The organism is Granulicella rosea (assembly GCF_900188085.1).
Taxonomy (GTDB): Bacteria; Acidobacteriota; Terriglobia; order Terriglobales; family Acidobacteriaceae; genus Edaphobacter; species Edaphobacter rosea.
Window position 1 is genome coordinate 85,343 of the sequence record NZ_FZOU01000010.1, and the last position, 13,329, is coordinate 98,671.

12 protein-coding genes are annotated in these 13,329 nt (G+C 63.1%); 3 read left to right on the forward strand and 9 right to left on the reverse strand.

Going from position 1 to position 13,329, the window contains the following annotated elements; translation table 11 throughout:
• Positions 1-33: 33 nt before the first annotated feature.
• The 4 genes from kdpB to CHB87_RS19545 form a co-directional block, all read right to left on the reverse strand.
• Positions 34-2,064, reverse strand: a complete 2,031-nt coding sequence (gene kdpB, locus CHB87_RS19530) for a potassium-transporting ATPase subunit KdpB (protein WP_089410137.1) — start codon at positions 2,062-2,064, stop codon at positions 34-36.
• A 42-nt stretch (positions 2,065-2,106) separates the two neighbouring features.
• On the reverse strand, positions 2,107-3,864 hold the full coding sequence (gene kdpA / locus CHB87_RS19535) for a potassium-transporting ATPase subunit KdpA (RefSeq protein WP_089410138.1): 1,758 nt from the start codon (positions 3,862-3,864) through the stop codon (positions 2,107-2,109).
• 138 nt (positions 3,865-4,002) lie between these two features.
• Positions 4,003-4,089 carry a K(+)-transporting ATPase subunit F gene (kdpF, locus tag CHB87_RS22950; RefSeq protein ID WP_089410139.1) on the reverse strand — a complete coding sequence of 29 codons (87 nt, stop codon included), beginning with the start codon at positions 4,087-4,089 and terminating at the stop codon, positions 4,003-4,005.
• Between the two features lie 162 nt (positions 4,090-4,251).
• Entirely contained in the window at positions 4,252-6,123 is a 1,872-nt protein-coding gene (locus tag CHB87_RS19545; protein ID WP_176441877.1) for a TonB-dependent receptor, read from the reverse strand.
• A gap of 246 nt (positions 6,124-6,369) precedes the next feature.
• On the opposite strand from CHB87_RS19545, the gene opgC reads away from it, so the two are divergent.
• Positions 6,370-7,551: an OpgC domain-containing protein gene (gene opgC, locus CHB87_RS19550; protein WP_142988441.1), complete on the forward strand. Its 1,182-nt coding sequence runs from the start codon at positions 6,370-6,372 to the stop codon at positions 7,549-7,551.
• Positions 7,552-7,571: 20 nt separating this feature from the next.
• Here opgC and CHB87_RS19555 read toward each other — a convergent pair whose 3' ends face one another.
• Positions 7,572-8,291 (reverse strand): response regulator transcription factor, encoded by a 720-nt coding sequence (locus tag CHB87_RS19555; RefSeq protein WP_089410142.1) that lies wholly within the window; start codon positions 8,289-8,291, stop codon positions 7,572-7,574.
• A complete protein-coding gene (locus tag CHB87_RS19560; RefSeq protein ID WP_089410143.1) occupies positions 8,288-9,442 on the reverse strand; it encodes a universal stress protein in 1,155 nt (384 codons plus the stop codon). The genes CHB87_RS19555 and CHB87_RS19560 overlap by 4 nt, the downstream gene beginning before the upstream one ends.
• Before the next feature lie 43 nt (positions 9,443-9,485).
• Between CHB87_RS19560 and CHB87_RS19565 the strand changes: the two genes are divergently transcribed.
• Together CHB87_RS19565 and CHB87_RS19570 are read left to right on the forward strand one after the other, a co-directional pair.
• Positions 9,486-10,901 (forward strand): sensor histidine kinase, encoded by a 1,416-nt coding sequence (locus CHB87_RS19565; protein ID WP_245818110.1) that lies wholly within the window; start codon positions 9,486-9,488, stop codon positions 10,899-10,901.
• A gap of 73 nt (positions 10,902-10,974) precedes the next feature.
• The gene (locus tag CHB87_RS19570; protein ID WP_089410145.1) at positions 10,975-11,451 is read left to right on the forward strand and encodes a DinB family protein; all 477 of its coding nucleotides are present in this window, start codon (positions 10,975-10,977) and stop codon (positions 11,449-11,451) included.
• An 11-nt stretch (positions 11,452-11,462) separates the two neighbouring features.
• Here CHB87_RS19570 and CHB87_RS19575 read toward each other — a convergent pair whose 3' ends face one another.
• From CHB87_RS19575 to CHB87_RS19585, 3 genes are read right to left on the reverse strand one after another with little or no spacing between them, the layout of a single operon-like run.
• Positions 11,463-11,741: a helix-turn-helix domain-containing protein gene (locus CHB87_RS19575; RefSeq protein WP_089410146.1), complete on the reverse strand. Its 279-nt coding sequence runs from the start codon at positions 11,739-11,741 to the stop codon at positions 11,463-11,465.
• Entirely contained in the window at positions 11,738-12,076 is a 339-nt protein-coding gene (locus tag CHB87_RS19580; RefSeq protein WP_089410147.1) for a type II toxin-antitoxin system RelE/ParE family toxin, read from the reverse strand. The genes CHB87_RS19575 and CHB87_RS19580 overlap by 4 nt, the downstream gene beginning before the upstream one ends.
• 52 nt (positions 12,077-12,128) lie before the next feature.
• Positions 12,129-13,289, reverse strand: a complete 1,161-nt coding sequence (locus CHB87_RS19585) for a glycerophosphodiester phosphodiesterase family protein (RefSeq protein ID WP_176441878.1) — start codon at positions 13,287-13,289, stop codon at positions 12,129-12,131.
• Positions 13,290-13,329 lie beyond the last annotated feature (40 nt).

The following is a 13,329-nucleotide window of genomic DNA, read 5'->3' on the forward strand; positions in this document are numbered from 1 at the left end:
CTGACTGTGCAACGATATTTGTAACGGAAGTGGTTACGCTAAGTGGATCGCGGTGATGACCATATCGATCAGCTTGATGCCGACGAAAGGCACGACAATACCGCCCAGCCCATACACCAGCAGGTTGCGTTGCAGCAGGGCCTCGGCGGACATGGCTTTGTAGCCCACGCCGCGTAGCGCCAGCGGGATCAACGCAATGATGACCAGCGCGTTGAAGATGACGGCCGAGAGCACGGCCGACTGCGGCGTGGCAAGATGCATGATGTTCAGCACGCCGAGCACGGGAAAGACGCCCGCGAACATCGCCGGGATGATCGCGAAGTACTTCGCCACATCGTTTGCGATGGAGAAGGTGGTGAGGGCGCCGCGCGTCATCAGCAGTTGTTTTCCGATAGCGACGATCTCGATCAGCTTGGTCGGGTTGGAGTCGAGGTCGACCATGTTGCCGGCCTCCTTCGCGGCCTGCGTGCCGGAGTTCATCGCGACGCCTACGTCTGCCTGGGCCAGCGCCGGCGCGTCGTTCGTGCCATCGCCTGTCATCGCGACGAGCTTGCCTTCGGCCTGCTCGCGGCGGATGAGGTCCATCTTGTCCTTGGGCTTGGCCTCGGCGAGAAAGTCGTCCACGCCTGCCTCGCGTGCAATGGCCGCGGCGGTCAGCGGGTTGTCGCCGGTGATCATGATGGTCTTGATGCCCATGCGCCGCAGTTCGGCGAAGCGCTCCTTCATGCCGCCCTTTACGATGTCCTTCAGTTGAATGACGCCCATGCAGCGATTGCCGTCGGCGACCACCAGCGGCGTGCCGCCGGAGCGCGCGACCTCATTGACCTGCTCGCGCACCTCGCGCGGAAAGCTGCCGCCCAGCTCGCCGATGTAGCGCTCGATCGCATCGGCGGAGCCCTTGCGTACGATGCGTCCGTCCAGGTCCACGCCGGACATGCGCGTCACCGCGGAGAAGGGGATGAAGGTCGCATGCAGTGTCGCAAGCTCGCGTCCACGCAAGTTGAACTTCTCTTTGGCAAGCACCACGATGGAGCGGCCCTCGGGCGTCTCATCGGGAAGCGAAGAGAGCTGCGCCGCATCGGCAAGCTGATCCGCGCTGACGCCGGGTGCGGGCAGGAACGCAACTGCCTCGCGATTGCCGATCGTGATGGTGCCGGTCTTGTCGAGCAGCAGTGTGTTCACGTCGCCGGCCGCTTCGACGGCGCGTCCGCTCATTGCAAGCACATTGTGCTGCACCAGGCGGTCCATGCCTGCGATGCCGATCGATGAGAGCAGACCGCCGATGGTTGTAGGGATCAAGCAGACGAGCAGCGAGACCAGCACGAAGACGGTCTGCGGCGCGCCGCTGTAGATCGCGAAGGGCTGCAGCGTCACCACCGCAAGCAGAAAGATGATCGTCAGGCCGGCAAGCAGAATGTTGAGCGCGATCTCGTTCGGGGTCTTCTGCCGCTCGGCGCCTTCGACCAGCGCGATCATACGATCGATGAAGGTCTCGCCGGGATTCGATGTTATGCGTATGCGGATCTGGTCCGACAGCACGCGTGTGCCGCCGGTCACAGCCGAGCGATCGCCGCCCGCCTCGCGGATCACCGGCGCGGATTCGCCTGTGATGGCCGACTCATCGACCGACGCCACGCCGGAGATGACCTCGCCGTCGCCGGGGATCATCTCGCCTGCCGCGACCACGACGAGGTCGCCTACGCGGAGCATCGTGCTGGCGACCTCTTCGATGCTCTCATCCGCGCGCAGCCTGCGTGCGACGGTCTCGGACTTGGCGCGGCGCAGCGTGTCGGCCTGCGCCTTGCCGCGTCCTTCGGCCATGGCTTCGGCGAAGTTGGCGAACAACACCGTGAACCAGAGCCAAAGCGTGATTTGGAGGTTGAAGCCCTGGTGTGCTTCGTGTCGCGTAAGGTTGACGATCAACAGCAGCGTCGTGAGCACACTGCCTACCTCGACGATGAACATGACGGGGTTCTTCATCATCAGGCGTGGATCCAGCTTTACAAGCGCATCGACTGAAGCGCGGCGTACGATGGCGGGATTGAATAGTGCTGTCTTCTTCATAGTGCCTCTGGGGCTTGCTTATCCAGTGATTGAGTTCGCGAGTTAGTAAGTGCGGCCGGCGTGCATCTGCAGGTGCTCCAGGATTGGGCCGAGCGATAGCACGGGGAAGAAGGTCAGTGCGCCCACGATGAGGATGACCGAGCAAAGCAGCACGACGAAGAGCGGCGTTGTCACGGGGAAGGTGCCCTGCGATGCCGGAACGATCTTCTTGCGCGCCAGGTTGCCCGCGATAGCCAGCATCGGCACGATCATCAGGAAGCGCCCGCAGAACATGGCAACGCCAAGCGATGAGTTGTACCAGGGCGTGTTCGCGTTGAGTCCAGCGAATGCGCTGCCATTGTTGCCGACCGCCGAGGCGAAGGCATAGAGGATCTCCGACAGGCCGTGCGGGCCCTGATTGCCAAGACTCGACGTGCCGAAGGTAGGCGCGAGTACGGAGACCGCGGCGAGCGACAGAATGATGAGCGGGAAGATCAGCAGGTAGAGCATCGAGAGCTGCACATCGACGGCTTCGATCTTCTTGCCCAGATACTCCGGCGTTCGACCGACCATCAGGCCCGCGAGAAAGACCGCGAGGATGACGAAGATCAGCATGCCGTAGAGACCGGCGCCCACGCCGCCGAAGACGATCTCGCCCAGCAGGATGTTGGTCAGAGGAACCAGCCCGCCAAGCGGTGTGAAGCTATCGTGCATTGCATTCACCGCGCCGCAACTGGCGTCGGTCGTCACGGTCGCGAAGAGTGCGGAGTTGGCTACGCCGAAGCGCACCTCCTTGCCTTCCATGTTGCCCTGCGTCTGCGTGACGTGATGCATCATGGGGCTCGGTTGCGACTCGGCTTTGTAAGCAGCCGTCGTACCGAGGAAGAAGAAGACCGACATCGCCGCGAAGACGGCCCAGCCATGCTTCGTCGAACCGACCATGCGGCCCAGCGTGACTGTCAGGCCTGCTGGGATCAGGAAGATCGACAGCATCTGCAGGTAGTTGGTGAAGGGCGTGGGGTTCTCGAACGGATGCGCGGAGTTGGTATTGAAGAAGCCGCCGCCATTGGTGCCCAGCATCTTGATGGCTTCCTGCGACGCCACCGGACCCTGCGCGATGGTCTGCGTGGCGATGCTTGTCGTGGTCTTCTTTCCATCTGTGCCTGTGGTCGTTACAGACTGCGCTTCGACCAGCTTTACCGTATCGTAAGGCCGCAGATTCTGCACCACGCCCTGCGATACCAGCACCGTGGCATAGACCACGCAGATGGGCAGCAGCACGTAGAGGATCGAGCGTGTCATATCGACCCAGAAGTTGCCCAGCGTGCTGGCCTCGCGCCGCGCGATGCCGCGTATGAGCGCGACCGCAAGCGCCATGCCGACCGCCGCCGACCAGAAGTTATGCGTCGCCAACCCGAGCATCTGGGTCAGGTAGCTCATCGTGGTCTCGGGCACGTAGGACTGCCAGTTCGTGTTGGTCGTAAAGGAGACGGCCGTGTTCCATGCAAGTCCAGGCGCGACGCCAGGCAGATGCTGCGGATTCAGCGGCAGCAGACCTTGCAGCCGCTCGATCGCATAGGTGAGGAAGAGGGTCGCGGCGGAGAAGATCAACATGGCGATGGCATACTGCTGCCATCCCATCTCCTCATCTTCCTTCACGCCGGTAAGCTTGTAGAGCAGCCGCTCCAGGGGTCTGAGAGCGAAGTCGAAGGGGGTGGATGTCCGCTCGAACACCTTGACCATGTACAGGCCGAGAGGCTTCGCGAGCAGCAGGACCGAGGCGAAAAAGAGGAGAATTTGCAGCCAGCCGTTACTTGTCATCGTGAGACCTGCTTCGTGCGCATCTCGAAGGTGCGGTGCGCGACAGAAGATGTTGCATGTGGGCACACCGCGACTGACCCCGGAGGGTCCGTCGCTGTGGCCGAGTTGATTGCGTAAGAGGCGTCCGGTGCGTCTGAGCTAGAACTTCTCGGGTCGCAGCATGGCGTAAACGAGATAGACGAACAGCGCGGAGCAGAGGGCGAGGAGCAGTGCGTTTTCAAGCATGGTTGGGTTTTCCTTTCAGGCTTTCGCACGCGATCACATAAGCATGTGCGGCGCCGAAGCAAAGGAGCGTGAGGGCGGTGAAGATCAGGTCTGCCATGGTGTTCTTCCGTTCGGGGCCGGTTCCAGCGAGAGGCCGGAACCGGCCGGCAAGCAGGTTAGGGGTTAGAAGTGCCAGATCAGGTCGGCCGAGAGGGTAATAGCCTGGTTCTTGCCGAGACCGAGGGGATTGGGGGTAAGCGCCTGTCCTGTGGCGGCTTCCTGAGCCAGCGTCTCGAGATTTGAGATCGATGCGCCGGGGGCGATGTTCAGGCCGCTGACGCCATACCGGGTGAAGGCATGGGTGTAGCTGACCTCGGGACGGAAGGTGATGGTGGAGCCGGCCCAGAAGTCGAAGCCGACCATGTGCTCTTCAAAGACCGCTGGAGTGCCGGTGCGCTGGCCCTTCATATCGTTCATGAACTCGTTGCGGATGTTGAGGGAAGCGGTGTTATGCCAGAAGTTGTGCTCGACATAGTTCACCAGCGCGTACTCGGGCGCCAGGCAGCGCGACGGCTGCAGGTTTGCGGGCTTGCGCGGATCGGTGCAGACCGCGCCGAAGTTCAGGTTGACAGCGCCCTGCCCCGGACGCTGGAAGGTAGCCTCGGGCCACGGATGAGCGGCCGTCGGTGCGTACTGGATGCCGGTGTTCGGGTCGGTTCCGTTGAACCAGTACATATTCGGCACCTCGCGCATGTACTGGTACCAGAACTCGGTATCCGTGTGCCAGGTCGCGCTGAACCGGTGGTAGTAGGTCTCGTAGAAGGCCGACAGGTTGTTGTATGCATACTTGCCGTCATTGATGCTGTTGGCGCAGGTGTTGACCGCGTCGCCGCCGTGCGACCAGGTGTAGGTCGCGCAGAAGTTTCCGGTCAGCTTCGCATCGGTCGTCCACGGCATCACGTCGCAGCCGGGCGAGATGCCGGCCTGCACCGTCCAGTGGTCGCTCGCCTTCACCGTCACGTTCATGCCCGTCTGCGTGTAGCAGTCGAAGGTATACAGGATCGAGTGCGAGTACGTGTAGTTGTTCGGCGCAAGCTGCGCTTCGATGTCCGGCAGCGAGATGTAGCGTCCGATGCGGATGTCCATGCCCTTACCGACGTGCGGCACGTAGATGTCCACGTAGTCCATGACCGGGTCGAAGCCATACTGGTTGTTCTTCAACAGCAGTTGCTGGCTCAACATGCCTTTGGCGGTGGTGAAGCGGTAGTCGACGCCGTACAGCAGCGTCAGACGATAGCCGATCTCGACATGGTCGGTCTGCGCGGTGTTGGGCAGCTTCTCGAAGTAGAGCGCCGCCTGGTCCAACTGCACCGTGTTCGCATACTCGTCGTAGGCGGAAGGGAAGTTGGAAGCGATACCCTTGCCGGCGTTGGTCTTGTTGTTGGAGGAGCCGTTGGCGCCTACCTCCAGCCAGCCGTAGATCTTGCTGCGGCTCTTGTTCTTATTCAGCGCTTCCATCAACGGGTAGGTCTGGCCATCGGGAACGCCGATGGTCGGAGTGCCGCCGATGGGCCAGTCGGATGCCGGGTACGGAGGCGATGCCAGCGGCGCGGGATAGCCGCGGCGCGCTTCCTTGGTCTCGGTGCCGGGTCCATTGCCGGCCCAGTCCGCGACATAGGCGCGGCCCAACCGGTGCATGAAACCGTTATCGAGCTTAGGCGCGGCAGCCGGCTCGGGCGCGGCCGGGGTGGAGCTCTGTACCAGGACCGAGGCGACCGCGTCGTGGCCGGCAACCACCGCCACCTGCACGGCATTCAACTGGGGCGCGCCGCTGGAGCTGGCCGCCACCTCATACACACCGGGCTTCAGCGAGCTGTCGCTGAACTCCCCATCTTTACCGGCGGTCAAAACCTCATGCACGACGCCGTCCGCGTTGCGGATCGACACCTGCATGCCAAGGGCGGAAAATCCGTCCTCGCGCCGCACCGTTCCATGAAGCGAACCAGTGGTGGCGTGTGCGGCGATCTTTGCATGGCCCGAGGGCAGCTTCGGCATTGCATTCACCGAGCTGGTTAAGGTTTGAGCGAGGGTAGGCTGTGCGGCGGACATGGCTAGCGCAAGCGCAATGAAGCAGCGATTCATAGTGGACCTCTAAGACTTGAGTAGAAAGCGCCTATCCATAGGAAGTCCGTAGGATCGGCGTTAAGAAGTCGTAAGTACGAGCCGTTCCCACCTGCATCCAAAGATTCACGCAACTCGCCGCTGGCAAATGCGTCTGAACAGGGAGGTGAAGAGCGTTTGTTGAATGAGGGTCTAACCCGTCCCAAACCGTTGCGGTCGATCCTGCAGCGCGTCCAGCGTCCGCTGAAGCTGGAGCGCAGGCCGGAGTTCGACGCGCTGCGTGGACTCTTCCTCGTCTGGATGACGCTCACGCATCTGCCCACGCGCCTCAGCGACCTGGTCAATCAACCCTTCGGCTTTCTCTCCTCGGCCGAGGGCTTCGTCTTCCTCTCCGCGCTGCTGGTGGCGCGGCTCTACATCCGCAAGGCCGCCGAGGACGAAGGCGCGCTGCGCGTGAAGCTGTGGAAGCGCGCGCTCAAGATCTACGGTTACCACGTCGTGCTGTTGATGCTTGCGTTCACGATTGTCGCGGCGTTTGCCGTACATCGGCATAAGCCCGCGCTGATGAACCTGCTCACGTTTTATCTGGCGCATCCCTTCACGGCTATCGTCGGTTCGCTGCTGCTGATCTATACGCCGCCGCTGCTCGACATTCTGCCCATGTACGTGATCTTCCTGCTTGCAACGCCGTATCTGCTGGCGATCGCGGCGCGTCGCGGCTGGCGGCCCATCCTCGCGGGCAGCGCGACGATCTGGATGCTGGCGCAGTTCGGTCTACGCAACTGGGCGCATGGCCTGATCGTCCACGTGACGGGGCTGCATATTCCGCTGCAGGAGACCGGCGCCTTCAACCTCTTCGGCTGGCAGATCGTATGGGTGACGGGCATGGTCCTGGGCGCGGCCTCGGCTGAAGGCCCGCTGCCGCTGCGCCGTCTGCCGGCGTGGGTCTTCTGGCTCAGCGCGGCCATCTGCCTGTTCTTCATCGGCGTGCGCCACGACTGGCTGGGGCCGCACCTGAGCACCGAGCGTTTCGGCCTGCTGCTCGATAAGTGGCAGATCGGAACGCTGCGGCTGGTGAACCTCGCGGCCTTTGTGCTGGTTGCGTACTGGGCGCGCGGCCTGGTCAAGCGCGTCGTGCTGGTCGAGCCGTTTCTCACTTTGGGCAAGGCGTCGCTCGAGGTCTTCTGCGCGCACCTCGTGTTCGTTTTCGTCGGCCTCGCTCTGCTTTATGGCGAGGTGGAGCAGCTCCACGGCTGGCTCGCGGCCTTGCTGGTTGGCATCACCTTTGCCGGGCTGTTTGTCGTTGCGGTGCGGGATATTCGGAAGAAGCGCCTGGAGAAGGCGGCTGCCGCGCAGAATTGAGCAAGAAGCAACGACTGCTCTCAAGCCTCCGCCGCATTGCCCTCCGGCGTGAACCGATACCCCACCCACGGCTCGTTGCGAATGTAGCGCGGCTCGACCTTGCCTGGAGCGACGGGTTCGATCTTCTTGCGAAGCTGCGCCACCAGCACGCGAAGATACTCCGGCTGGTTGTCGCCGCTCGGCCCCCAGATGGCGCGGAGCAGCACCTTGTGGGTCAGCACGCGATACGGGCTGCGCGCAAAGAAGACCAGCAGGTCGAACTCCTTCGGCGTCAGGTGGACCTCCACCCCGCTCACCATTACCTGATGCTTGTCGATGTCGATGGAGAAGTCGCCGGTCTCGATCGTCGCAAGCTGCGGCTGGGCCGGCGCCGCCTCCGTGCGCCGCAGATGCACGCGCACGCGCGCCAGCAGCTCCTGGATACTGAACGGCTTCGTAATGTAGTCGTCCGCGCCCTCGTCGAGCGCCGTAACCTTCATGGCCTCCGCATCGCGCACGGAGAGCACGACGATCGGCGTGCGATGGTTGACCCGCACCGCCCGGGTCAGTTCGATGCCGTCCATGTTCGGCATGGCGAGATCGGTGATGATGAGGTCGAAGGGCGCTCGCTCGAAGAACTCCAGCGCCTGCACCCCATCGCGCGCGACGGTGACAAGATAGCCGCTCGATTCCAGCGACGTACGCAGCACGCGCGAGATCTGCGGCTCGTCGTCGACGATCAATATCCTGCGTTGGCTCATGCCTGTTCCTGTGTCACGATGTGCAGATCGGCGTGCGGAGCGCCGGTCATAAACCGTTGAATCGCCAGGTAGTAGAGATACTTCTTCAACCCCGTCACCGCCGACCGGCCGAAGATCACCTGCGTAATGCGTTCCTTCGAGACCCACTCGGCGGTCGCGCGCGCCACGCTTGTCGCCTTCAGTTCGATGTTCTTCGCGCCCAGATTTTCGGCAAAGCGCAGGTTCGCTTCGAGCGACCGCACGCGGTCTTCGGCGGGCGTATCCCCACGGTTCACATGCACGACGAAGAACTCCGCGTTCAATCCCTCGGCCAACCTTGCGCCGCGTGCGATCAGTTGCCGCGCATGCGGGCTGGCGCTGACGCAGACCGCGACCTTCTCCCGCACGCACCACTCGCCGCCCAGCCGCTTGCGCTGCATGTAGTCGTCCAGGTTGCGGTCGACCGCGCGCGTCACCTGCTTCAGCGCCATCTCGCGCAGCGCGATCAGGTTGCCGCGCCGGAAGAAGTTTCCCAGCGCCCGCTCGACCCGCTCGGCCGGGTAGATGTCGCCGCGCTTCATGCGCGTCTCGAGCGCCTCCGGCGTCAGGTCGGCCAGCACGATCTCGTCCGCGCGGTCGAGCACCCAGTCCGGCACGCCCTCGCGGACGGTGATGCCCGTCAGCGCCTGCACCTGCGGGGTCAGCGATTCGATATGCTGAATGTTGACCGTGACGAGCACGTCGATCTTCGCCTCCAGCAGCTCCATCACGTCTTCGTAGCGCTTCGCATGGCGGCTGCCCTCGATGTTCGTGTGAGCCAGCTCGTCGACCAGCACGACCTCCGGCCGCCGCGCGAGAATCGCGTCAATGTCCATCTCCTCGAAGAGCGTGCCGCGATACTCCAGCGCGCGCCGAGGCAGCACCGGCAGCTTGTCGACCAGCTCGGCCGTGGAGGGCCGGCCGTGGGTCTCCACAATGCCGATCACCACGTCCTCGCCGCGCGCGCGCCGCCGTATGCCCTCGCTCAACATGCTGAAGGTCTTGCCCACGCCGGGCGCGTAGCCGAGAAAGACCTTCAGCCGCCCGCTCGCTCGCGGGCCGTCTTCGAGCGCGTCGGCGTGTTCGAGCCACTGCTCGGGGGTCTTGCCGGGATTTTGCGGGCGCGTGGACATGGGTACAATCGGATGCGTGACTTCCAGCGTAACCCGAGCGACGGTGCGATGGGCGACAGCCGCGGCATTTCTCGCAGCCATCGTCTTCGCGTACACCCATCTCACCCACGTGAACCCGACGACGGTGGCGCTTACGCTGCTGCTCTATATCCTACTGCTCGCCGCGGGCTGGGGCTTCCGTTACGCGGTCGTGGCGTCGTTCGCATCGGCGCTCTGCTTCAACTTCTTCTTCCTGCCGCCGATCGGCGCGTTGACCATCTCCGACAGCCAGAACTGGATCGCGCTCTTCGCCTTTCTGGCGACGGCGCTGATCGGCAGTAACCTGTCCGACCGCATCAAGACCGAGGCGGCCGCTTCCAACCGCCGCCGCCGGGAGCTCGAGCTGCTGTACGATTTCGGCCAGCGGCTGCTCTCGACCGAAGGCGCCACCGACCTGCGCAAGGCCATCCCGCAGAATATAGTCGCGGCGTTTCGCACGCAGGGCGCGGCGCTTTATCTCTCGGCCGGGGACCGCGTCTACCGCTTCGATACCGCCCGCATGGCGGTCGATCCGGAGCGCATGCGCGGCGCCGTTCACGCCGGGGTTTCGTACAAGACGGCTGGGCCGGAGACCGCGCTGCTGCCGCTGGCCGTCGGCGTCCGCCCGGTCGGGTCGATCCTGGTTGAAGGCAACCTGCCTTCGCAGGAGACGCTGGAGGCCATGAGCAGCCTCATCGCGATCGCGATCGAGAGCGCCTCCGCGGTCGAAAAGCTGGCGCGCGCCGACGCCGCCCACGAGAGCGAGCGCCTGCGCTCCGCGCTGCTCGACTCCGTCACCCACGACCTGCGCACGCCGCTGACCTCGATCAAGGCTTCGGTGACCAGCATGTTGACGCAGGGCGCCCTGACCGAGGAGCAACGGATGGAGCTGCTCACCGTCATCGACGAGGAGAGCGACCGGCTGAACCACCTGATCGCGCAGGCGACCGAGATGGCGCGGCTCGACGCCCGCGAGGTCGCGCTCGATCCCGCCGCCTACACCGTGCAACAGTGCGTCGAACGCGCGCTCGAAGAGGGCCAGGCCGCCCTCGCCGGTCGCGCGGTGGAGGTGCGTCTGGCCGACACCCTGCCCCGCGTCTGGATCGACCTCGACCTGATCGTCAAGGTGCTCGGCCACCTGCTCGAAAACGCCTCCAAATACTCGCCCGCCGACTCCCCCATCTTCATCTCAGGCGTGGTGGAGGGCGGAGAGCTGGCCCTCAGCGTCGCCGACCGGGGCGCCGGGATCGACGCCATGGAGCAGGAGATGATCTTCGACAAGTTCTACCGCGGCCAGAGCCAGCGCTACCGCGTGCAGGGCACCGGCATGGGCCTCGCCATCTCGAAGGCCATCATGGAGGCGCATGGCGGCTCCATCCGCGTAACCAGCCAGCCCGGCCATGGGTCGGTCTTCACCATCGGCCTGCCGCTGGCGCGCTGATTCCATACCCTTTATTGGCATTCCCGCAGGGAATCCGCTTCTGCCTTTGTCTTTGTTCTGGCATGCTATCCCTATGGAACTGAACCCCTACGTAAAATTCCTCGGCGACCGCGACGCGGTCGAGGTTATCGGCCACACCTGTGCCCAGCTTGTGAAGCTGATGGAGAAGATGCCCGAAGCGCAGCTCGCACTCGCTCCGCCCACCGCCAGGTGGAGCGCACGCGAGATCGTCGCGCACCTCGCCGACTGCGAACTGGTCTTCGCCTTCCGGCTGCGCCAGACGCTCGCCGAAGAGGCGCCGATCATCCAACCCTTCGATCAGGATCGCTGGGCCGCGCGCTACGCCCCCTGCGACGCCGCCTCCGCAATGCGCCTCTTTGAGAGTCTGCGCACCTGGAACCTGCTGCTGCTCGACACGCTCAAGCCAGCCGACTGGGATCGCCCCACCACGCATCCCGAACGCGGCGCCATGACCTTCCGCACCATCGTCGAGACCATCGCCGGCCACGACCTGAACCACCTCGGCCAGCTCGAACGGCTGATTGGGTAGCCGTCAGCTCGTCAAGCGGCCTTGGCGATATGCAGTTCTACATGCATTCCGGCAGTGCCGAGCATACCCACAAGTGAGTCGATCGCGAAGAGATCGATGCGGCCACGCATCAAGTCGGAGATGCGTGGCTGTGTGACGCCAAAGATCTTCGCGGCCTCTACCTGGCTAAGACCCTCTTTCTTGATATGTTCCTGAAGCGCGATCATCAACTCCGAGCGCACTTTCATATTCTCCGCCTGCGCAGGAGTATCTTCGAGAGCGTCCCATACATTGGCAAATCGTTCTCTCATCTGCTTTGCTCCTTCTGTAGCTCTTTATAGCGTTTTATGGCGACGGCAAGATCGCCGAAAGCCGTCTTTTGCGTCTTCTTTTGAAAAGCGTGCAACACAAAGATTGCAGACGCGAATTTCGCTACATAGATAATCCGATAGATGCCTTGCTCATCCCGAATGCGGATCTCCGATACGCCCGCTCCAACGGACTTCATCGGTTTCCAATCCGCAGGGTCAAGACTCATTTGTACGCGACGAAGCTGAAATCCAGCTTCGCTTCGTGCAACCGCAGGAAAGCTTCGGATCGACTCCAGAGAATCGCCGAGAAACTCAATTTCTTTTCGCGGCTCCATGCTGTTTTATACAAATAATTGTATAGGTAGTCAACTTATCTGCAGTCCGAAGCTACTGTCGCAGCGCAGCCGGCACAAACTCACTCGCCAGAATCTTCGGATTATCCGTCAGGTAATACGTCGGAATCTTCGGGAACTGCTCCTCCACCAGAATCAGCGTGCGGAAGTCGAAGCTCTGCACATCCGCGCGCGACTCCAGGTGATGCCGCGCGATGGCGCCGCAGAGCGTGTCGACGAAGACCTGCGGGCTGACCGTATGGTTGTCGAACATCTCCTTCGGCACATTGACATCCTGTGCGCCGGCAACTGCGGGAGGCAGACGATCCGGCAGGACCTTCGTCTCAAGATTGAAGTGAACGCGCGCTGCCGCCGCGGCGCGAGCCTTCGCCTCGGGATGCGTCTTGCCCGGACCGGTCTTGTAATACTCGGCGTAGAAGTCGGCGAAGCGGAAGAGCTGCTCGGCGTAGGTGGGAACGTACGGACTCATCAGCTTTTCCTTCGCCGCAAACGCCACCGCGACGGGCGACAGCGCGAGATCGTTCTTCTGGTCCGCGCCGAAGTGCAGCTTGTCGCAGATGAAGGTCGCCTGCGCGTCGGGCATTGAGATATCCCGAATGTATACGCGGTTTTCGAGCGTATACGGCTGACCATCCGCGCGGCGGCACGACTGCGGATTCAGAAACTGGTCGTGCCAGATCAGCGATACGTGGTCCGTCGTCACGCCGGTGTCGGTTTCGATCGTGTCGATCAGGCTGTCGAGTCCGGCTTCGAAGGCGGGCAGCGTGTTCTCCGGACGCAGACCGCGTCCGCCGCGATGGCCCGAGACGTTGAAGTTCTTCAACCGCGCTGCGTTCGCGGGCGAGACCGCGCGCTCCTCCGCCAGCACGCGCTGCAGAATGTCCGGCCGGTCGGAGATCAGTCCGTCGATCGCGTAGCCCTGATCGGCGCCGACGCGAATCATCGCGCGAATCTTCTCCGGATCGTTCGTCGTCCAGGGCACGACCTTGATGCCTGACCTCTGCAACTCGGCGACCGGTACGGCGCCGTTCAGAATCGTCGCGTCGTTGGGCGAAAGTGCGGGCTTCACCGCATGGTGCGCCGCTGCATGCGCATCGGCCTTCTGCATCAACGTCGTAAAAGGATTCATCTGCTGGCCCTGCAGGGAAACGGTGAGCGAAGCGCTGAGCAAAAAGGCGGCGAACGAACGAGGCATGCGTCTCATGAAAACGACCCTACCAGCAGCATGTTAACAC

Bases quoted from the DNA above. Each gene is read 5' to 3' on its own strand.
- kdpA (WP_089410138.1), bottom strand. From the start codon at position 3,864: ATGACAAGTAACGGCTGGCTGCAAATTCTCCTCTTTTTCGCCTCGGTC.
- kdpF (WP_089410139.1), bottom strand. From the start codon at position 4,089: ATGCTTGAAAACGCACTGCTCCTCGCCCTCTGCTCCGCGCTGTTCGTC.
- CHB87_RS19560 (WP_089410143.1), bottom strand. From the start codon at position 9,442: ATGTCCACGCGCCCGCAAAATCCCGGCAAGACCCCCGAGCAGTGGCTC.
- CHB87_RS19555 (WP_089410142.1), bottom strand. From the start codon at position 8,291: ATGAGCCAACGCAGGATATTGATCGTCGACGACGAGCCGCAGATCTCG.
- CHB87_RS19570 (WP_089410145.1), top strand. From the start codon at position 10,975: ATGGAACTGAACCCCTACGTAAAATTCCTCGGCGACCGCGACGCGGTC.
- CHB87_RS19580 (WP_089410147.1), bottom strand. From the start codon at position 12,076: ATGGAGCCGCGAAAAGAAATTGAGTTTCTCGGCGATTCTCTGGAGTCG.
- CHB87_RS19575 (WP_089410146.1), bottom strand. From the start codon at position 11,741: ATGAGAGAACGATTTGCCAATGTATGGGACGCTCTCGAAGATACTCCT.
- CHB87_RS19545 (WP_176441877.1), bottom strand. From the start codon at position 6,123: ATGCCGAAGCTGCCCTCGGGCCATGCAAAGATCGCCGCACACGCCACC.
- CHB87_RS19585 (WP_176441878.1), bottom strand. From the start codon at position 13,289: ATGCCTCGTTCGTTCGCCGCCTTTTTGCTCAGCGCTTCGCTCACCGTT.
- kdpB (WP_089410137.1), bottom strand. From the start codon at position 2,064: ATGAAGAAGACAGCACTATTCAATCCCGCCATCGTACGCCGCGCTTCA.